Source organism: Streptomyces sp. NPDC041068 (assembly GCF_040647455.1).
Classification (GTDB): domain Bacteria; phylum Actinomycetota; class Actinomycetes; order Streptomycetales; family Streptomycetaceae; genus Streptomyces.
The window spans coordinates 362,407-382,408 of sequence record NZ_JBEZCG010000005.1; the positions used below are offsets into that span (position 1 = coordinate 362,407).

A 20,002-nucleotide genomic window follows, 5' to 3' on the forward strand; every position below is an offset into this window, starting at 1 on the left:
CACGGGGGTTGGCATGCGACGACAGCACATGAAGAAGGACGCCGGAATGGTGACGTCCGAGTACGCGATGGGGCTGATCGCGGCGGTGGGTTTCGCCGGGCTGCTCTACAAGGTGGTGACGAGCGGGCAGGTCAGGGCGGCGCTGCAGGCGGTCGTGGAGAAGGCGCTCGATGTCCCGTTCTGAGGTGGAGCGGGGGTGGTGCACGAGGCGCCGATTCCGGGGGCGTGACGGTGGGTTCGTGACGGCGGAGGCGGCCGTGGTGCTGCCGACGCTGGCGCTGTTCACCATGGCGCTGCTCTGGACCCTGCTGGCCGCGTCCGCGCAGATCCAGTGCGTGGACGCGGCCAGGGCGGGGGCCCGCGCGGCGGCTCGGCAGGACCCGGAAGCCGTGGCTGTGGCGGCGGCGCGGCAGGCGGCGCCGCGCGGGGCGCGTGTCTCCGTGCGGCGCGAGGGCGACCTGGTGCGGGTGGAGGTCGCGGCGGACCCGCCGGGCACGACGGCGTTGGGCCTCGGCCTGCGGCTGCGGCTGCGGTCGGAGGCGGTGGCCTTGGCGGAGGAAACGGTGGGGGTGAGCCCATGAGGGGCGGGAAGTGGCGCGAGGCCGGCAGGGACCGAGGGGCGGCCACCGTGTGGGTGGTGGTCGTCATGGCCGTGCTGTGCGTGGTCTGCGGCGCGGTGCTGGCGATGGCGCAGGTCGTCGTGGCCCGGCATCGGGCGGGCGGCGCGGCGGACCTCGCGGCGCTTGCGGCGGCGGACCGGTGGATGAGCGGCTCCGCGGCGGCGTGCGAGGGAGCTGGGCGGGTGGTGGAGGCGCAGAGGGCGCGGCTTGTGCGGTGTGTGGTGCGGGGGCAGGTCTCCGAGATCACGGCCGCGGCATCCGCGGGCCCTTTCTCGACCACGGTCAGATCCCGCGCGGGCCCGGCGACGCCTTTGCCTGAGCCGTAGTTGGGCGCGGTTGATCGGGTGCCCGGGAGCTTCGGGCTGTGCCCGCCCTTCCCCGAGCTCTCGGCTTCGTCCGAGCAGGGGAGATCCCGCTCGCCCTGCGGAACGCCTGCCCACAGCTGGAGCAGCAGGAACAGCAGGAGCCGTTGGAGCGGCTGGAGCGGCTGGGAGCGGCGATGCCCGCAGCCGAACAGCCGCGCTAGACCGCCGCGTCCCGTAGCAGCACGGAAAGGAGGCGGACCGCGCCCCGCTTGTGCAGGGGGTCGTTGCCGTTGCCGCACTTGGGGGACTGGATGCAGGAAGGGCAGCCCGCCTCGCACTCGCAGGAGGCGATCGCCTGGCGCGTGGCCGTCAGCCACTCCCGTGCCGTGTGGAAGGCCCTCTCGGCGAAGCCCGCCCCGCCGGGATGGCCGTCGTACACGAACACGGTCGGCAGGAGCGTGTCCGGGTGCAGCGGGACGGAGACGCCGCCGATGTCCCACCGGTCGCACGTCGCGAACAGCGGGAGCATGCCGATCGACGCGTGTTCCGCGGCGTGCAGGGCGCCGCCGAGGATCTCGGGATTGACGCGGGCGACGTCCAGTTGGTCCTCGGTGACCGTCCACCAGACCGCGCGCGTACGGAGCGTACGAGGAGGGAGTTCGAGCTTCGTCTCGCCGAGCACCTCGCCCGTGATGAGTTTTCTGCGGAGGAAGGAGACGACCTGGTTGGTGACTTCGACGGAGCCGTAGCAGAGCCGGCCCTCGCCCCAGGGGACCTCGACGTCCGTCTCCAGGATGGAGATCGCCGTGGTGTCGCGCGCGGTCGTGGAGTAGGGAGGTGAGGCCTCCTCGACCAAGGCCACCGACTCCTCCAGGTCGAGGTGGCGCACGAGATACGTGCGGCCCTGGTGGAGGTGGACCGCGCCCTCGTGCACGGTGGTGTGCGCGGCGGACGCGTCGACGGTGCCGAGCAGCCGTCCCGTGCCCTCCTCGACGATCTGGATCGGTTTGCCGCCCTCGCCGCGGATGTCGGTGAGGTCGGCGGCCCGTTCGCGGCGGGTCCAGTGCCAGGCCTTCGTGCGGCGGCGCAGCAGCTTCGCGGCCTCCAGCTGCGGGAGCAGCTCCTCGGCGGCGGGGCCGAAGAGGGCGAAGTCGTCCTCGACCAGCGGCAGTTCGGAGGCCGCCGCGCACAGATGGGGGGCGAGGACGTACGGGTTGTCGGGGTCGAGGACTGTGGACTCCACGGGCTGCTGGAAGAGCGCCTCCGGGTGGTGGACGAGATAGGTGTCCAGCGGGTCGTCGCGGGCGACGAGGACGGCGAGGGCGCCCTGTCCGGAGCGGCCTGCCCGCCCCGCCTGCTGCCAGAGGGAGGCCCGGGTGCCCGGGTAGCCGGCGATGACGACGGCGTCCAACCCCGAGACGTCGACGCCCAGTTCGAGGGCGGTGGTGGCGGCGAGGCCGAGGAGTTCGCCGGAGTGCAGGGCGCGCTCCAGGGCGCGGCGTTCCTCGGGGAGGTAGCCGCCGCGGTAGGCGGCGACGCGGCGGGCCAGGGAGCGGTCGACCTCGGCGAGGCGTTCCTGGGCGATCACCGAGATCAGCTCGGCGCCGCGCCGGGAGCGTACGAAGGCGACCGAGCGGACGCCCTGGACGGTCAGGTCGGTGAGGAGATCGGCCGTCTCGGCGGTCGCGGTGCGACGGACGGGGGCGCCCTTCTCGCCGTGGAGTTCGGTGAGAGGAGGCTCCCACAGGGCGAAGACGAGGTCGCCGCGGGGCGAGGCGTCGTCGGCGACCTCCTTCACCGGCAGCCCCGTGAGGCGCTCCGCGGACACGGCGGGGTCGGCGGAGGTGGCGGAGGCGAGGAGGAACACGGGCTCGGAGCCGTAGCGCGCGCAGAGACGGCGCAGGCGGCGCAGGACTTGGGCGACGTGGGAGCCGAAGACGCCGCGGTAGGTGTGGCACTCGTCGATGACGACGTAGCGCAGGGCGCGCAGGAAGGAGGACCAGCGCGGGTGGGAGGGGAGTATCCCGCGGTGCAGCATGTCGGGGTTGGTCAGGACGTAATTGGCGTACTGACGCACCCACTCGCGTTCCTCGAAGGGGGTGTCGCCGTCGTACACGGCGGGGCGCACCGCGTTCCCGAGAGGGGCCGCCAGCTCGCGGACGGCGCGGCGCTGGTCGGCGGCGAGGGCCTTCGTCGGGGCGAGGTACAGCGCGGTGGTGCCACGGCCGTTGGGGGCCTCGGAGCCGTCGAGCAGGGCGGAGAGGACGGGTGTGAGATAGGCCAGGGACTTGCCGGACGCGGTCCCGGTGGCGACGACCACGGACTCCCCGTCCAGGGCGTGCTCGGCGGCCAGTGCCTGGTGGGCCCAGGGATGCTCGATGCCCGCGGCCCGGACGGCGGATATGACCTCGGGCCGGATGCGGTCCGGCCAGACTGCATACCGAGCCTCACGTGGGGGCAAGTGCTCCGTATGAGTGACGCGCGATGCACGGCTCGGCCCCGCGGTGAGCCGGTCAAGGACCGTCCGCGGGGACGTCTGTGCCGGGGGGCCCGCAGTGGGTCCTCCGGGAGGGGAAATTTTGGCCATCGGCATCGAGTGTGTCACTGGCGGGATGGACAATGGTCCCAAGGCGTCGTGCGCGCCTGCCGGTAAGTGATTGAATGCCATCGCGGCTGGCGATCCGTCCTGGGGGCTCTGCCGAGGTGTCCCGAGGGATGACCGCTCGATAGCAAGGTGCTGGAGGATCCGTGGACCTGTCCCTGTCGACCCGTACCGTCGGCGATCGTACGGTCGTCGAGGTCGGTGGCGAAATCGATGTATATACCGCGCCCAAGCTGCGCGAGCAGTTGGTCGAGTTGGTGAACGACGGCAGTTTTCATCTGGTCGTCGACATGGAGGGCGTGGACTTCCTCGACTCCACCGGGCTCGGCGTGCTGGTCGGCGGCCTGAAGCGCGTGCGTGCCCACGAGGGCTCGCTGCGCCTGGTCTGCAACCAGGAGCGCATTCTCAAGATCTTCCGTATCACTGGCCTGACCAAGGTGTTCCCCATTCACACCTCGGTCGAGGAAGCTGTCGCGGCCACCGACTGAGTGCCGGACCACTGACTGCCGGCCGACAGGCCGGGTGCCCCGGGCCCTCGGCCCGGGGCGGCAGTACAGCAGGGGACCGGGCCTGCGGCCCGGCCCTCTGACAGCACGCGCGTATGTCCGAGGGGGATGCATGGCCACCGTTGAACTCCGCTTCAGCGCGCTGCCCGAGCACGTCAGGACCGCCCGCCTCGTGGCGGCCGCGGTCGCGCGCAGGGCCGGAGTGGACGAGGCCGTTCTCGACGAGGTCAGGCTCGCCGTCGGCGAGGCCTGCACGCGTGCCGTCGGGCTGCATCAGAGCAGCGGGGTCACGGCCCCGGTGCGCGTCGCGCTGATCGAGGACGAGAAGCAGTTCTCCATCGAGGTCGGCGACGAAGCCCCCCGCTCGGCCCCCGGTGACCGGGTGCCCGGCGCGCGGGCCGGTGAGGGCGACGACTCGGAGGCCGAGGGCGAGGACGAGATGGGTCTAGCCGTCATCAGCGGACTCGTGGACGACGTGGAGGTCACCGCGGGCGAGTCCGGCGGCCTCATCCGCATGAGCTGGCCGACCACACCGGCGACGCTGCTGCCCTGACCCCGGCGTCGTACCGCAGGCCCTGTCACCACCTCGGTGAACAGGGCCTTTTATTTTTCCGATCATTAATTCTCGTAGATCGACGATCTCGCGTCGAGGTTCCGTCAACGGTTTTGAGGCATTACCGCTTTCGGGGTCAATCAGGGCCGACGATCATTTGCTGAGAAGCAATCTCAGGTCAATTCCGTTTGTGGCGCTCTGTTTTGATCAGGTTCCGCTCCCTACAATCCGTCCACATCTTGAGCTCAGCCCAAGCGTCAAGGAGGACGAATGGCGGGGCTTTCTACCCCTCATCAGTTTGACCACCCCTCAACCTTCGCAGCCGCAGTCCTGACCGACGACAACCGTCTCATCGTGATGGTCATCGCGGCCGTCGCGCTCGCGGCGCTCGTCGTCGCCGGCGTACTCGTACGCCAGGTGCTCGCGGCGGGCGAGGGCACCGACAGCATGAAGAAGATCGCGACGGCGATCCAGGAAGGCGCGAATGCCTATCTGGGACGGCAGTTGCGCACTCTCGGCGTATTCGCCGTCGTGGTGTTCTTCCTGCTCATGCTGCTGCCCGCGGACGACTGGAATCAGCGCGCCGGACGATCGATCTTCTTCTTGATCGGTGCGGCGTTCTCGGCGACCACCGGCTATATCGGTATGTGGCTCGCCGTGCGCAGCAATGTGCGTGTGGCGGCCGCCGCCCGAGAGGCCACTCCGGCGGAAGGTGAACCCGAAAAGGATCTCACCGCCGTCTCGCACAAGGCCATGAAGATCGCTTTCCGCACGGGCGGCGTCGTCGGCATGTTCACGGTGGGACTCGGTCTTCTGGGCGCCTCCTGTGTGGTGCTCGTCTACGCGGCCGACGCACCGAAGGTGCTGGAAGGCTTCGGCCTCGGCGCCGCGCTGATCGCGATGTTCATGCGTGTCGGCGGCGGCATCTTCACCAAGGCCGCCGACGTCGGCGCCGACCTGGTCGGCAAGGTCGAGCAGGGCATTCCGGAGGACGATCCGCGCAATGCCGCGACCATCGCCGACAACGTGGGCGACAACGTCGGCGACTGCGCCGGTATGGCCGCCGACTTGTTCGAGTCGTACGCAGTTACGCTCGTCGCCGCGCTGATCCTCGGCAAGGTGGCGTTCGGCGACTCCGGGCTCGCCTTCCCGCTGATCGTCCCCGCGATCGGTGTCATCACCGCGATGATCGGCATCTTCGCGGTGGCGCCCCGGCGCTCCGACCGCAGCGGCATGAGCGCCATCAACCGCGGCTTCTTCATCTCCGCGGTCATCTCGCTGGTGCTCGTGGCAGTGGCCGTCTTCGTCTATCTCCCGTCCACGTACGCGGACTTGGACGGCGTCACGGACGCGGCGATCAAGGGCCACGACGGCGATCCGCGGATCCTCGCGGTCGTCGCCGTCGCCATCGGCATCGTCCTGGCCGCGCTGATCCAGCAGCTCACCGGCTACTTCACCGAGACGACCCGGCGTCCCGTCAAGGACATCGGCAAGACCTCGCTCACCGGCCCGGCCACCGTCGTCCTGGCCGGCATCTCCATCGGCCTCGAATCGGCCGTCTACACCGCGCTGTTGATCGGGCTCGGCGTGTACGGGGCGTTCCTGCTCGGCGGTACGTCGATCATGCTCGCGCTCTTCGCGGTGGCCCTCGCCGGTACGGGGCTGCTGACCACCGTCGGCGTCATCGTCGCCATGGACACCTTCGGTCCCGTCTCCGACAACGCGCAGGGCATCGCCGAGATGTCCGGCGACGTCGAGGGCGCGGGCGCGCAGGTGCTCACCGACCTGGACGCCGTCGGCAACACCACCAAGGCCATCACCAAGGGGATCGCCATCGCCACCGCGGTCCTCGCGGCGGCGGCGCTCTTCGGGTCGTACCGCGACGCCATCGCGGAAGCGGCCAAGGACGTGGGAGAGAAGCTCGGCGACGGGGCTCCGATGAACCTCGTCATGGACATCTCGCAGCCCAACAACCTGGTGGGCCTGATCCTCGGGGCCGCGGTCGTCTTCCTCTTCTCGGGGCTCGCGATCAACGCGGTGTCGCGGTCGGCCGGCGCCGTGGTCTACGAGGTGCGGCGGCAGTTCCGCGAGCACCCCGGGATCATGGACTACACCGAGAAGCCGGAGTACGGACGCGTCGTCGACATCTGCACCAAGGACGCGCTGCGCGAGCTGGCCACCCCAGGTCTGCTCGCCGTGCTCACGCCGATCGCGGTCGGCTTCTCGCTCGGCGTCGGCGCGCTCGGCTCGTTCCTCGCGGGCGCGATCGGCACGGGCACGCTCATGGCGGTCTTCCTCGCCAACTCCGGTGGCGCCTGGGACAACGCGAAGAAGCTCGTCGAGGACGGCCACCACGGCGGCAAGGGCAGCGAGGCCCACGCCGCGACCGTCATCGGCGACACGGTCGGCGACCCGTTCAAGGACACCGCGGGCCCGGCCATCAACCCCCTGCTGAAGGTGATGAACCTGGTGGCGCTGCTCATCGCGCCCGCGGTCATCAAGTTCAGCTACGGGGACGACGCCAGCGTCGGGGTGCGGGTGCTGATCGCGGCGTTCTCCATCGCGGTCATCGTCGGCGCGGTCTACATCTCCAAGCGGCGGGGCATCGCCGTCGAGGACGACGGCAACGCCGAGCGCGTGGCCAAGCCGGTCGATCCGGCCGTGGTCTCGTGACCCCGTAACTCCGGGTCGGGCTCTGCCCTGTACGCGGCCGACACGCGGTCGGGACGCTGCCAACACACGGGCGGACGGCGCTTTTTGAGGCGCCGTCCGCCCGTTCGCGTGTGCGGGATATCCGTGAGCCTTCTCTCGCGCTTCCTGCTCTTCTGTCCCTTGGTGCAAATGGCTGCAATAGCGCTGGTATCGGACCTCCGGCATGCGGATGTAGCCCAGTTGGCGTGTAAGTTCCGGGGCCGAGAGCCATGGAAGGGACCAATCCGGTGAACAAGAAGCTTGCAGCCGCACTGTCCGGCGGTGCGGTACTGGTACTCGCGTTGTCAGGGTGCAGCGACGACGGCAACAAGAAGCTGGACGACTGGGCCAAGAAGGTCTGCGACTCCGTGCAGCCGCAGTCGAAGAAGATCGCGGACGCCAACGCGGCGATCCAGAAGGAGACCTCCGACAACAGCTCGCCGGCCGACGTCCAGAAGACCGACTCCAAGGCGTTCCAGGACATGTCCGACGCCTACAAGGCGATGGGCACCTCGGTGAAGAGCGCGGGGGCTCCGCCGGTCGACGACGGGCAGAAGAAGACGGACGACGCCGTCAAGGAGCTCAACGCCATCTCCAAGTCGTACGAGGACCTGAAGAAGCAGGTCGACGGCTTGGACACGAAGAACCAGGCGGACTTCGCGGATGGGCTCAAGGACGTCGCGGGTGAGCTGGACAAGCTGAGCAAGAGCGGGAACGAGGCGCTGGAGAAGTTGCAGGAGGGGGAGGTCGGCAAGGCGATGAACAAGCAGGACAGCTGCAAGAGCGCTGCCGCTACGCCTTCCGGTAAGAGCTAGGTCCCTTCTTGCGCACGTTGCCCCGGAGCGCGGGTACTCCCGTCCGCACCGGGGCAACGTCGCGTTGATCGGTGCCCGGCGGCTTCGGGCTGTGCCCACCCGTTCCGCCGTGCGGAACGCCTGCCCGCAGTGGGGCGGCCCGTCTGTGCGGCTGTGCGGAACGCCTGCCCGCAGCAGGAGCGGCCGGGCTCGGCGGGTCACAATGGGGGCGTGAGTGACACCAGCCCGCTTCCCCTGCCCTCGTCCGACCGCGTCGATGTCGCTGCCTCCCTGCGGAGTGCTCTGCTCGCCGTCGACTTCACTGCCGATGGGCTGCTCGAGTTGCTCGGGGCGCCCGCCTATGCCGCGCTCGCGCGCAGTGAGACCGTCCCCGCGCTGCGGGCCACGCGAGGAGACGGGGCCCTCGCCGCGCTCGTACGCCTCTTTCTGCTGCAGGAATCCGTGCCCCACGCGCGCGTGGCGGACGTTCTGCCCGTCGACGCCCTCCTGGAGAGCGGATGGCTGGTCGAGCGGGACGGTGAGCTGCGGGCGACCGTGGACGTGCGGCCGTACGGCGGGCCGAGCGGTGAGGACTGGTTCATCGTCTCCGACCTGGGCTGTGCGGTCGGCGGGGCCGGCGGCATCGGCAGCCATGAGGAAGGCGTCGTCCTCGGGGTCGGCGGCGCCTCCACGACGCTCGCCGGGGTCACGGTGCGCACGCCCGTCGCGAGCGCCCTCGACCTCGGCACCGGCTCCGGCATCCAGGCGCTGCACGCCGCGCAGCACGCCACGCGCGTGACCGCGACCGACCTCAACCCCCGGGCCCTGCAGTTCACCCGGCTCACCCTGGCCTTGTCCGGGGCCCCGGAGGCGGACCTGCGGGAGGGCTCGCTCTTCGAGCCGGTGGCGGACGACACGTACGACCTGATCGTGTCGAACCCGCCCTTCGTGATCTCGCCGGGCGCCCGGCTCACCTACCGGGACGGCGGGATGGGCGGGGACGATCTGTGCCGCTCGCTCGTTCAGGAGGCGGGGGAGCGACTGAACGAAGGGGGGTACGCGCACTTCCTGACCAACTGGCAGCACGTGGAAGGCGAGGAGTGGCAGGACCGCCTGCGCTCCTGGGTGCCCCGCGGCTGCGACGCCTGGATCGTGCAGCGCGAGGTGCAGGACATCACGCAGTACGCCGAGCTGTGGCTGCGGGACGCGGGCGACCACCGCACGGACCCGGCCGAGTACGCGGCGCGGTACGAGGCATGGCTGGACGAGTTCGAGGCGCGGGGCACGCGCGCCGTCGGGTTCGGCTGGATCACGCTGAGGAAGACCGGGGCCGCCGAGCCGTCCATCACGGTCGAGGAGTGGCCGCACCCCGTCGAGCAGCCGCTCGGCGAGACGGTGCGGGAGTTCTTCGAGCGGCAGGAGTATCTGCGGACGCACGACGACGCGGCGCTGCTGACCGGGCACTTCAAGCTCGCCGACGAGGTCGTGCAGGAACAGGTCGGGCTGCCGGGCGCCGAGGACCCGGAGCACGTCGTGCTGCGCCAGAACCGAGGGATGCGGCGGGCCACCGAGGTGGACACGGTGGGTGCCGGGTTCGCCGGGGTGTGCGACGGCTCACTGAGCGCCGGGCGGATCCTGGACGCCATCGCCCAACTGGTCGGCGAGGACCCGGTGTTGCTGCGGGACCGGACGCCCGCGCAGATCAGGCTCCTCGTGCAGCAGGGCTTCCTGCTGCCGGTCGAGGCGTAGGGGCTCGTACGGTCGAGGCGTAGGTCTCGTACGTGCGCCTCGACGTCGTAGGAAGAGACGTGAAGCGAGAAGCAGGTAGGGACGGCGGGGCAGGAAACCGGCCAACATCGCGGCCGGTTCGGACGCGGCACAGGCAGGCCCCCCGTCGTTCACCCCGATTTCGCGCTCCCGATTCCCGTGCGTGTCAGCCTCCCCCGCAGGGGAACTCGGCACGGGGAGGCAAGGCCATGGAGAGCGGACCGGCGATCTTCGCGGGGACGGTGTTCGCGCTGTTCGGTGCGGGGCTGCTGCTGTGGACCGGCGCGCGGGTCGCGCACCGCTCGCCCGTGGCCCAGGGTGTGAACCCCGTCGCATCGGCGACCCTCGCCACGCTCGTGGGCTCGGGCGCGCTGCTCCTCGGCATGTGGTGCTTCACGCGGCTGTGAGCCGGCTTTGAGGCGGCCGTGAGTCGGCCATGGGGCGGCCACGCGGCGGCCGTGATCCGACTGCGGTCGGCCGCCGTGGACCCGCTCCTTCCGGCTCGTGGGGCCGTGTCCTTCCGGTGAGGCGGACGATCGACTTCCGGGGATCGCGCCGGTGCCGTCGGCCCGTGGGCCCCATGGGGCGCCGAAACAGCAGGTCGCCACTCCGGGCGGCAGAGATGGCGGTAGTCGGGTTACCGTTCGAGTGGCCGTTGCGGGCTTTTCCCGTTTGACACGGGGGCGGGATGTACCGTCACACTCCGCAGCGACAGCGCAACGCAAGCCATGCGGGCACTGCCACCGCACTGCCACGAGCATTGCCACCGCGCATTGCCACCGAGCGTCGACCGGAGAGAAGAGCGAAGTTGTCCCCGACCAGCGAGACCGCACAGGGCGGCCGCCGACTCGTCATCGTCGAGTCGCCTGCCAAGGCGAAGACGATCAAGAGCTACCTCGGCCCCGGCTACGTAGTCGAGGCCAGCGTCGGGCACATCCGTGACCTCCCCAACGGCGCCGCGGAGGTGCCCGAGAAGTACACCGGCGAGGTGCGCCGCCTCGGCGTGGACGTCGAACACGACTTCCAGCCGATCTACGTCGTCAACGCCGACAAGAAGGCGCAGGTCAAGAAGCTCAAGGACCTCCTCAAGGAGTCCGACGAACTCTTCCTCGCCACCGATGAGGACCGCGAGGGCGAAGCCATCGCGTGGCACCTCCTCGAGGTCCTGAAGCCCAAGGTCCCCGTCCACCGGATGGTCTTCCACGAGATCACCAAGGACGCGATCCGCAGCGCCGTCGCCAACCCGCGCGAGCTCAACAAGCGCATGGTCGACGCCCAGGAGACCCGCCGCATCCTCGACCGCCTGTACGGCTACGAGGTCTCGCCGGTCCTGTGGAAGAAGGTCATGCCGCGCCTGTCGGCCGGCCGCGTCCAGTCCGTGGCCACCCGTCTCGTCGTCGAACGGGAGCGCGAGCGCATCGCCTTCCGCTCCGCCGAGTACTGGGACCTGACCGGCACCTTCGGCACGGGCCGCGCCGGTGACGCCTCCGACCCGTCGCAGCTGGTCGCCCGCCTCACCACGGTCGACGGCAAGCGCATCGCGCAGGGCCGCGACTTCAGCTCGCTCGGACAGCTGAAGGCCAACAGCGCGGGCACCCTCCACCTGGACGAGGCGAACGCCCGCGCGCTGGCCGCCGCCCTCCAGGACACGCACTTCTCCGTACGCTCCGTCGAGTCGAAGCCGTACCGCCGCTCGCCGTACGCGCCCTTCCGTACGACGACGATGCAGCAGGAGGCGAGCCGCAAGCTCGGCTTCGGCGCGAAGGCCACCATGCAGGTGGCCCAGAAGCTGTACGAGAACGGCTTCATCACCTACATGCGTACGGACTCCACGACCCTGTCGGACACGGCGGTCGCGGCCGCCCGTGCCCAGGTCACGCAGCTCTACGGCAGCGACTACCTGCCGGACAAGCCGCGCACGTACGCAGGGAAGGTCAAGAACGCGCAGGAGGCGCACGAGGCCATCCGTCCCTCGGGTGATCGTTTCCGCACGCCCGCGGAGACCGGCCTGACCGGCGACCAGTTCCGGCTCTACGAGCTGATCTGGAAGCGGACCGTCGCCTCCCAGATGAAGGACGCGACCGGGAACAGCGTGACGGTCAAGATCGGCGGCCGCGCCTCCGACGGCCGCGACGCCGAGTTCAGCGCGTCCGGCAAGACCATCACCTTCCACGGCTTCCTCAAGGCGTACGTCGAGGGCGCCGACGACCCGAACGCCGAGCTGGACGACCGCGAGCGCAGGCTTCCGCAGGTCAGCGAGGGCGACGCGCTCTCCGCCGACGAGATCTCCGTCGACGGCCACGCGACCAAGCCCCCGGCCCGCTACACCGAGGCCTCGCTGGTCAAGGAGCTGGAAGAGCGCGAGATCGGTCGCCCGTCGACGTACGCGTCGATCATCGGCACGATCCTCGACCGCGGTTACGTCTTCAAGAAGGGGACCGCGCTGGTCCCGTCGTTCCTGAGCTTCGCCGTGGTGAACCTGCTGGAGAAGCACTTCGGCCGGCTCGTCGACTACAGCTTCACCGCCAAGATGGAGGACGACCTCGACCGCATCGCGCGCGGCGAGGCGCAGGCCGTGCCGTGGCTGAAGCGCTTCTACTTCGGCGAGGGTGAGGGCGAGGGCTCCGGAGGCGCCGCCGACGCGGGCAACGGCGACGGCGACCACCTCGGAGGCCTCAAGGAGCTCGTCACCGACCTGGGCGCCATCGACGCCCGCGAGGTGTCGTCCTTCCCCGTCGGCAACGACATCGTGCTGCGCGTCGGGCGCTACGGCCCCTACGTCGAGCGCGGCGAGCGCGACTCCGAGGGCCACCAGCGCGCGGACGTCCCCGACGACCTGGCGCCGGACGAGCTGACCGTCGAGTACGCGGAGGAGCTGCTCGCCAAGCCGAGCGGTGACTTCGAGCTCGGCGCCGACCCGGAGACCGGCCGCCAGATCATCGCCAAGGACGGTCGCTACGGCCCCTACGTCACCGAGGTGCTCCCCGAGGGCACCCCGAAGACCGGCAAGAACGCGGTCAAGCCGCGCACTGCCTCGCTCTTCAAGTCGATGTCCCTCGACACGGTGACGCTCGCGGACGCGCTGAAGCTGATGTCCCTGCCGCGCGTGGTCGGGGCGGACGCGGAAGGCGTCGAGATCACCGCGCAGAACGGGCGGTACGGGCCGTACCTGAAGAAGGGCACGGACTCCCGGTCGATCGACACCGAGGACCAGCTCTTCACCATCACGCTGGAAGAGGCCCTGGAGATCTACTCCAAGCCGAAGCAGCGGGGGCGTGCGGCCGCGAAGCCGCCGCTGAAGGAGCTGGGCGAGGACCCGGTCAGCGGGAAGCCGGTCGTCGTCAAGGACGGGCGCTTCGGGGCGTACGTGACCGACGGCGAGACCAACGCGACGCTGCGGGCGGCGGACTCCGTGGAGGAGATCACTCCGGAGCGGGGCTATGAGCTGCTCGCGGAGAAGCGGGCGAAGGGGCCCGCCAAGAAGACGGCGAAGAAGGCCGCGAAGAAGGCGCCGACGAAGAAGGCTGCCGCCAAGAAGACGGCGGCCAAGAAGACCACTGCCGCGAAGAAGACGACTGCCAAGAAGACCACCGCCAAGAAGACCACTGCCAAGAAGGCGGCGGCTTCGTCCAAGGCGGCTTCTGAGGACTGACGTTTCCTGTGCCGGGCGCCTCGTTTCATGGTGCCCGGCAGCGGGGGCGTTGTGCCCACCTGTTCCGCCCCGCGGAACGCCTGCCCACAACGCGGGCGGTTTCTGCCCAACGGGGATGACCGGACGGTCGTTTGTTCGGGTGGTTCCACGAGGACGCTGTCCGTCCAGATAGGCTGGACGGATGACGCGTGCCGAGCAGCCAACGGCCGGGAATCCGGCCCCCGACGACGCCCTGGTCGCAGATTCCCGAGAGCGTGCCGTTCGCGCCTTGCTGCGCGTGCCGCAGCTGAAGAGGCTGTGGAGTGCCCAGCTCGTCGGCAGTGTCGGCGACGCGCTCGCACTGCTCGTCCTGGTGATCCTCGCGCTCCAGTCGGCCATCGTCGAAGGGGCCTTCGGAGGCGGCTATCGGGGCGTCGCCTTCGCCGTGACCGCCGTCTTCGGAGCACGCGTTCTGGCGACGCTGCTCTTCGGAGCGGTGCTTCTCGGCCCGCTCACCTCCCTCACCTCTCCGGACGGTCCGCTCGACCGCCGCTGGACCATGGTCGGGGCGGACGGCGTGCGTGCCGCGCTGCTTGTCGTCGCGCCGCTGTGGATCGACTGGACCCCGGACAACGCCCTCGCGGTGATCCTGGTGACGTCCTTCGTCGTCGGCGTCGCCGAGCGGTTCTGGACGGTCGCCCGGGAGAGCGCGGCGCCCGCGCTGCTGCCCGCGCCGCCCCTGGAGGGCGCGACGGTGCGGCCGCTGCCGGACCACATGGACGCGCTGCGGCGCCTGTCCCTGCGTACGGGATTCCTGGCGCTGCCCATCGCGGCCGCCGCGCTCGTCGGCATCACGCTCATCGGCAACCTTCTCGGCGCCGGGCTCGACTGGTTCGCGCTGCACCAGGCGGGGCTCGCCTCGTTCGTCGCAGCCGGGCTCTTCGCCGCGTCGCTGTCGATCGTCTACTTCCTCGAACTTCCCGCAGCCCAGACGCCACGCGCGCGTAGCCCCCTCGAAGGGCTGCGCAGGCCGCGCACCGGAACCGGCACCGACAAGGGCCGCACCGGCGCGATCCCGCTCCTCGTCGCGGCCTGCGCCGCCGTCGCAGGGGCCATCGCCGCCGCGGTCGCCGTCGCCGTGCTGCACGCCAAGGACCTCGGCGGCGGTCCCGTCACGTACGGCCTGATCGTCCTCGCACTGACCGGCGGCACCGCCGTCGGCATCCGTACCGCGCCGTCCCTGCTGCCCTCGCTGTCGCGCCGTCGGCTGCTCGCGCTCGCCATCGCCGTCACCGGAGTGGCGCTGCTCGCCGCGGGCCTCGTGCCCGACGTGACGACCGTGCTGCTGCTCCTGGTCCTCGCCGGGGTCTGCGCGGGCGTCGCCGCGAACACCGGGCACGCGCTGCTCGACCAGGAGGTCGAGGACTACCGCAGGACCCGCACGACCGAGCACCTGCAGGCCGTCGTACGCCTGTGTGTCGCGCTCGCCGCGCTGGTGGCCCCGGTGGTCGCCGCCGCGATCGGACCGCACCGCATGGTCAACGGCAAGTTCGTCTTCGACCACGGAGGCGCCGCCTTCACGCTGATGCTGGTCGGCGCGCTGCTCCTGCCGGTGGCCGCGCTGGTCCTCGCCAAGGCCGACGACCGGCAGGGCGTACCGCTGCGGCACGACCTGCTCGACGCGCTGCGCGGCGGCGACGACCCGGTGCAGGCGCCCTGCGCCACCGGCTTCTTCATCGCCCTGGAGGGCGGCGACGGCGCCGGCAAGTCGACGCAGGCCGAGGCGCTCGCCGAGTGGATCCGCGCCAAGGGGCACGAGGTCGTCGTCACGCGCGAGCCGGGGGCCACGCCCGTCGGCAAGCGGCTGCGGTCGATCCTTCTCGACGTGTCGTCGGCCGGTCTTTCGCACCGGGCCGAGGCGTTGCTGTACGCCGCCGACCGGGCCGAGCACGTCGACACGGTCGTACGGCCTGCCCTGGAGCGCGGCGCCGTCGTCATCTCCGACCGCTACATCGACTCGTCCGTCGCCTATCAGGGCGCCGGCCGCGACCTGTCGCCGACCGAGGTCGCCCGCATCAACCGCTGGGCGACCGGAGGCCTCGTACCGAATCTGACGTGTCTGCTCGACGTGTCGCCCGAGGCCGCGCGCGAGCGGTTCACGGAGGCGCCCGACCGTCTTGAGTCGGAGCCCGCCGAGTTCCACGCGCGCGTGCGCTCCGGTTTCCTCACGCTCGCCGCCGCCGACCCGGGGCGCTACCTGATCGTGGACGCCTCGCAGGAGCCGGAGGCGGTCACGACCGTGATCCGGCACCGGCTGGATGTCGTGCTTCCGCTGTCCGAGGCCGAGATCAAGGCTCAGGAGGAGGCCCGCAAGGCCGCCGAGGAGGAGGCGCGGCGCAAGGCCGAGGAAGAGGCCGCGCGCAAGGCCGAGGAGGAGCGTCTGGAGCGCGAGCGCCAGGAGCAGCTCGCCAAGCTCCGTGCCGAGGAGGAGGAGCGCAAGCGGCGCGAGCTTGAGGAGGCCCAGCGCCGCGAGGCCGAGCGGCAGGCCGAGGAGGCCAGGCAGCGCGCCGAGGAGGCGAAGCGCCGTGCCGAGGAGGAGCAGGCGAGGCTCCTCGCCGAGGAGAAGGTCCGCAAGGCCGAGGAGGAGCGGCGCCGCCGGGAGGCCGAGGAAGAGGCGCGGCTGCGGGCCGAGGCGGAGGAGCGGCGGCTCGAGAAGCAGCGCAAGGCGGAGGAGGCCCTGCTGCGGGCGGAGGAGGCGCGGCGTCTTGCGGCGGCTTCCGCGGCGGCGGCCGCCGCCGCTTCGAAGCCGGCGGCTCCGACGCGGGCTCCTGCGGCTCCGACCCAGGCTCCGTCGGCTTCGGCTCCGTCGGCTTCGGCTCCGGCCGCTTCGGAGCAGGCTCCGGCTTCCGATGTGCCGGGTGCGTCGGACACGTCGGATGTGCAGGATGTGCCGGACAACGAGACCACCGTGCCCACGCCGGTGGTGAAGCCGTCGTCCGGCCCCGCCGACGAGACGGCCGTGCTGCCGCAGGTCCCGGCCGACGGTCCCGCGGCGGATGACACGGCGGTCCTGCCGAAGCCGCCCGCGCCCGCGGGGGCCGCGGACGAGACGGCCGTGCTGCCGCCCGTTCGGGAGGACAAGGTTCCGCCGGGGTACTTCCGGGACGAGCGTCCTGCGGCCGCGCCTTCGCCCGACGGCGCCAATGAGCGGACCCGGGAGCTGCCGCAGGTCGACGAGCAGGGCGTGCCGCGGCGGCCCCGTTCCGACTGGGCCGAGGAGACGCCGCTGGACGACCTGCCGTCGCTCGCGGACGAATTGCTCGGCTCGCACGAGGACGACGACGATGACCAGGGCGGGCGGGGACGCCGGGGCCGGAAGGGCCGCTGAGCCTCGCGGCCGGACGGGATTGTCAGAGGCGTCCGCCACAATTGGCAGTCCGGTGTCGGACCCGATGTCCGACGTCCGATGCCCGATGTCTGATGCCCGATGCCTGATGTCTGATGTCTGGCGTCTGATGCCTGGCGTCTGATGTCTGGTGTCGGTGTGTCGGGCAGGAGCAGAGCGCAGAGTAAGGCGGTGACCCCATGAGCGTGTGGGACGACCTGGTGGGGCAGGAGCGGGTCGGCGAGCAGTTGGGAGCTGCCGCCCGGGACGCCGACGCCCTGGTGACGGCGGCCGCCGCGGACACCCCGCCGCCGGAGTCGTCGAAGATGACGCACGCCTGGCTGTTCACGGGCCCGCCCGGCTCCGGACGGGACACCGCCGCGCGTGCCTTCGCCGCCGCCCTGCAGTGCACGAGCCCGGACCGCGCGCTCGGCGGCGCCCCCGGCTGCGGCTTCTGCGACGGCTGCCACACCAGCCTGATCGGCACGCACGCCGACGTGGAAGTGGTGCGCACGGACCTGCTCTCCATCGGTGTGAAGGAGACCCGCGACCTCGTGCGGCGGGCCCAGCTCTCGCCCGCCGGCGGCCGGTGGCAGGTCATCGTCCTCGAGGACGCCGACCGCCTCACCGAAGGCGCGGGGAACGTCCTGCTGAAGGCCGTGGAGGAGCCCGCCCCGCGCACCGTGTGGCTGCTCTGCGCGCCCTCCCTGGAGGACGTGCTGCCGACGATCCGCTCCCGCTGCCGGCACCTGACGTTGCGTACGCCTCCTGTGGACGCCGTCGCCGACGTACTCGTACGGAGAGACGGCATCGAGCCGGATGTCGCGGCGGCCGCGGCGCGTGCCACGCAGGGACACATCGACCGTGCCCGGCGCCTCGCGACCGACCCACGCGCGCGTGAGCGCAGGGCCGCCGTCCTGAAGCTGCCGCTGCGGGTGGAGGAGATCGGCGGCTGCCTCAAGGCGGCGCAGGAGCTGATCGACACGGCGTCGGAGGACGCGAAGCAGGTCGCCGAGGAGGTCGACACCAAGGAGACCGAGGAGCTGAAGGCGGCGCTCGGTGCGGCGCAGGGCGGCCGGATGCCGCGCGGCACGGCGGGCGTGATGAAGGAGCTCGAGGACAAGCAGAAGCGCCGCAGGACCCGTACGCAGCGCGACAGCCTCGACCTGGCGCTCACCGATCTGACCGGGCTCTACAGGGACGTCCTTGCCCTGCAGCTGGGTTCGCAGGTGGCCATCGCCAACACCGAGGTGCAGGACATGCTGCAGCGCCTGGCCCATGGTTCCTCTCCGGAGTCGACGCTGCGCCGCATCGAGGCGATCGGTGCCTGCCGCACCGCCCTGGACCGGAACGTGGCGCCGCTGCTCGCGGTGGAGGCGATGACGGTGGCGCTGCGGTCGGGGTGAATGGCCGCGACCTGCCGGTGTCTTCGCCGCATCCGCTCGGCTTCGCTTGACGGCGTCACCCGTACGGGTACCACGAGTGATCGATCCATCTCGGAGAGTTAGTCTCGCGTGATGGACATCAGCCGTCGCGCCCGCCGCAGCCGTCTCCTTTCCTTCCGCACATGCGGCACGCTGTTCGTGACCGCAGGGCTGCTCATCTCCGGCTGCTCTTCGGGGAGTTCGACGGCGGACGCCTCCATGGCCGCGCTGCCCCGCTCGACGCCCGCGGAACTCGCTCCGTACTACGGGCAGAAGCTGAGCTGGCACGAGTGCGGTGTCCCCGGCTTCGAGTGCGCCTCGATGAAGGTCCCGCTCGATTACGCCGAGCCTGACACCGGCGACATCAAGCTGGCGGTGGCCCGCAAGCAGGCCACCAAGAAGGGCGGCCGCATCGGCTCGCTCCTGGTGAACCCCGGCGGCCCCGGCGGCTCGGCGATCGGCTACCTCCAGTCGTACGCGGCTCTCGGCTACCCCGAAGAGGTCCGCGCCAGTTACGACATGGTCGCCGTCGACCCGCGCGGCGTGGCCCGCAGCGAGCCCGTCACCTGCCTCGACGGCAAGCGGATGGACGCGTACACGCAGACCGACGTCACCCCCGACGACCGGGGCGAGGCCGAGAAGCTGAGCACCGCGTTCGAGGGGTTCGCGGACGGCTGCGAATCGCGGTCGGCGACGGTCCTGCCGCATGTCTCGACGGTCGAGGCGGCCCGTGACATGGACGTCCTGCGGGCGGTGCTCGGCGACGAGAAGCTGTCGTACGTCGGGGCTTCGTACGGCACCTTCCTCGGCGCGACGTACGCCGGGCTCTACCCGGAGCGCGTGGGGCGCCTGGTCCTGGACGGCGCGATGGACCCGTCCCTGCCCGCGCGCCGCATGAACCGCGACCAGACCGCCGGCTTCGAGACGGCGTTCCGGTCCTTCGCGAAGGACTGCGTGGCGCGCGGCGCGGAGTGCCCGCTGGGCTCCGGGAGCCCCGAGGGCGCGGGCAAGCGGCTGAAGTCCTTCTTCCGTGACCTGGACGGAGCGCCTCTGTCCGCCTCCGACACCTCAGGCCGCAAGCTCGGCGAGGCGCTCGCCACGACGGGCGTGATCGCCGCGATGTACGACGAGGGGGCGTGGCCGCAGCTGCGCGACGCGCTCACCTCGGCGATCAAGGACAAGGACGGCGCGGGCCTGCTCTCCCTCTCCGACAGCTACTACGAGCGGGACGGCGACGGCTCGTACGCGAACCTCATGTTCGCCAACGCGGCCGTGAACTGCCTGGACCTGCCGCCCGCCTTCACCTCCCCGGACGAGGTCGAGAAGGCGCTGCCCGAGTTCGAGAAGGCATCCCCGGTCTTCGGCGAGGGCCTGGCCTGGTCGTCGCTGAACTGCGCGTACTGGCCGGTGGAGGCCACGGGCGGCCCCCACCGCATCGAAGCGGAGGGGGCCGCCCCGATCGTGGTCGTCGGCACGACCCGCGACCCCGCCACCCCCTACCGCTGGGCGAAGGCCCTGGCCTCCCAGCTCTCCTCGGGCCGCCTCCTCACCTACGAGGGTGACGGCCACACGGCGTACGGCCGCGGCAGCGAGTGCGTCGACTCGACGATCAACGCCTACCTCCTGAAGGGCACCGCTCCGGAGGACGGAAAGCGCTGCTCGTAGGGGGTGCGGGCGGAATTTCGGACCGGCCGGGGGCCGGTCCGATGGGGGTGTACGGAGCA

Annotated in this window: 15 protein-coding genes; 14 read left to right on the forward strand and 1 reads right to left on the reverse strand. The window is 71.1% G+C overall.

All coding sequences use genetic code 11. The features are described 5' to 3' along the window. Positions 1–13 precede the first annotated feature (13 nt). From AB0B50_RS14060 to AB0B50_RS14075, 4 genes are read left to right on the forward strand one after another with little or no spacing between them, the layout of a single operon-like run. Entirely contained in the window at positions 14–184 is a 171-nt protein-coding gene (locus AB0B50_RS14060; RefSeq protein ID WP_362330025.1) for a DUF4244 domain-containing protein, read from the forward strand. Next, positions 171–581, forward strand: a complete 411-nt coding sequence (locus AB0B50_RS14065) for a TadE family type IV pilus minor pilin (RefSeq protein ID WP_362330027.1) — start codon at positions 171–173, stop codon at positions 579–581. Before AB0B50_RS14060 ends, AB0B50_RS14065 begins: the two co-directional genes overlap by 14 nt. Then, positions 578–946 (forward strand): Rv3654c family TadE-like protein, encoded by a 369-nt coding sequence (locus tag AB0B50_RS14070; protein WP_362330030.1) that lies wholly within the window; start codon positions 578–580, stop codon positions 944–946. Before AB0B50_RS14065 ends, AB0B50_RS14070 begins: the two co-directional genes overlap by 4 nt. Before the next feature lie 38 nt (positions 947–984). Further along, positions 985–1,146: a hypothetical protein gene (locus tag AB0B50_RS14075; protein ID WP_362330033.1), complete on the forward strand. Its 162-nt coding sequence runs from the start codon at positions 985–987 to the stop codon at positions 1,144–1,146. On the opposite strand, the gene AB0B50_RS14080 is transcribed toward AB0B50_RS14075, so the two are convergent. Then, positions 1,143–3,593, reverse strand: a complete 2,451-nt coding sequence (locus AB0B50_RS14080) for a DEAD/DEAH box helicase (protein WP_362330036.1) — start codon at positions 3,591–3,593, stop codon at positions 1,143–1,145. The two genes, AB0B50_RS14075 and AB0B50_RS14080, sit on opposite strands and share 4 nt — an antisense overlap. An 80-nt stretch (positions 3,594–3,673) precedes the next feature. On the opposite strand from AB0B50_RS14080, the gene bldG reads away from it, so the two are divergent. The 10 genes from bldG to AB0B50_RS14130 all read left to right on the forward strand — a co-directional run bounded on the left by bldG (position 3,674) and on the right by AB0B50_RS14130 (position 19,943). After that, positions 3,674–4,015 (forward strand): anti-sigma factor antagonist BldG, encoded by a 342-nt coding sequence (bldG, locus tag AB0B50_RS14085; RefSeq protein ID WP_003975386.1) that lies wholly within the window; start codon positions 3,674–3,676, stop codon positions 4,013–4,015. 130 nt (positions 4,016–4,145) lie between these two features. Continuing rightward, a complete protein-coding gene (locus AB0B50_RS14090; protein WP_362330039.1) occupies positions 4,146–4,586 on the forward strand; it encodes an ATP-binding protein in 441 nt (146 codons plus the stop codon). Positions 4,587–4,856: 270 nt separating this feature from the next. Continuing rightward, a complete protein-coding gene (locus AB0B50_RS14095; protein ID WP_362330042.1) occupies positions 4,857–7,259 on the forward strand; it encodes a sodium-translocating pyrophosphatase in 2,403 nt (800 codons plus the stop codon). 248 nt (positions 7,260–7,507) lie between these two features. Continuing rightward, on the forward strand, positions 7,508–8,092 hold the full coding sequence (locus tag AB0B50_RS14100; protein WP_362330044.1) for a small secreted protein: 585 nt from the start codon (positions 7,508–7,510) through the stop codon (positions 8,090–8,092). A 210-nt stretch (positions 8,093–8,302) separates the two neighbouring features. Continuing rightward, entirely contained in the window at positions 8,303–9,820 is a 1,518-nt protein-coding gene (locus AB0B50_RS14105; RefSeq protein WP_362330046.1) for a class I SAM-dependent methyltransferase, read from the forward strand. Between the two features lie 227 nt (positions 9,821–10,047). Beyond that, positions 10,048–10,245, forward strand: a complete 198-nt coding sequence (locus AB0B50_RS14110) for a hypothetical protein (RefSeq protein WP_362330049.1) — start codon at positions 10,048–10,050, stop codon at positions 10,243–10,245. A 401-nt stretch (positions 10,246–10,646) separates the two neighbouring features. Further along, the gene (gene topA / locus AB0B50_RS14115; protein ID WP_362330052.1) at positions 10,647–13,490 is read left to right on the forward strand and encodes a type I DNA topoisomerase; all 2,844 of its coding nucleotides are present in this window, start codon (positions 10,647–10,649) and stop codon (positions 13,488–13,490) included. Positions 13,491–13,671: 181 nt separating this feature from the next. Then, complete coding sequence (gene tmk, locus AB0B50_RS14120; protein WP_362330055.1) at positions 13,672–16,857, forward strand: dTMP kinase; 3,186 nt, start codon at positions 13,672–13,674, stop codon at positions 16,855–16,857. A gap of 197 nt (positions 16,858–17,054) precedes the next feature. Further along, entirely contained in the window at positions 17,055–18,260 is a 1,206-nt protein-coding gene (locus AB0B50_RS14125; protein ID WP_362330058.1) for a DNA polymerase III subunit delta', read from the forward strand. Between the two features lie 111 nt (positions 18,261–18,371). Then, positions 18,372–19,943 carry an alpha/beta hydrolase gene (locus AB0B50_RS14130; protein ID WP_362330061.1) on the forward strand — a complete coding sequence of 524 codons (1,572 nt, stop codon included), beginning with the start codon at positions 18,372–18,374 and terminating at the stop codon, positions 19,941–19,943. Positions 19,944–20,002: the final 59 nt, after the last annotated feature.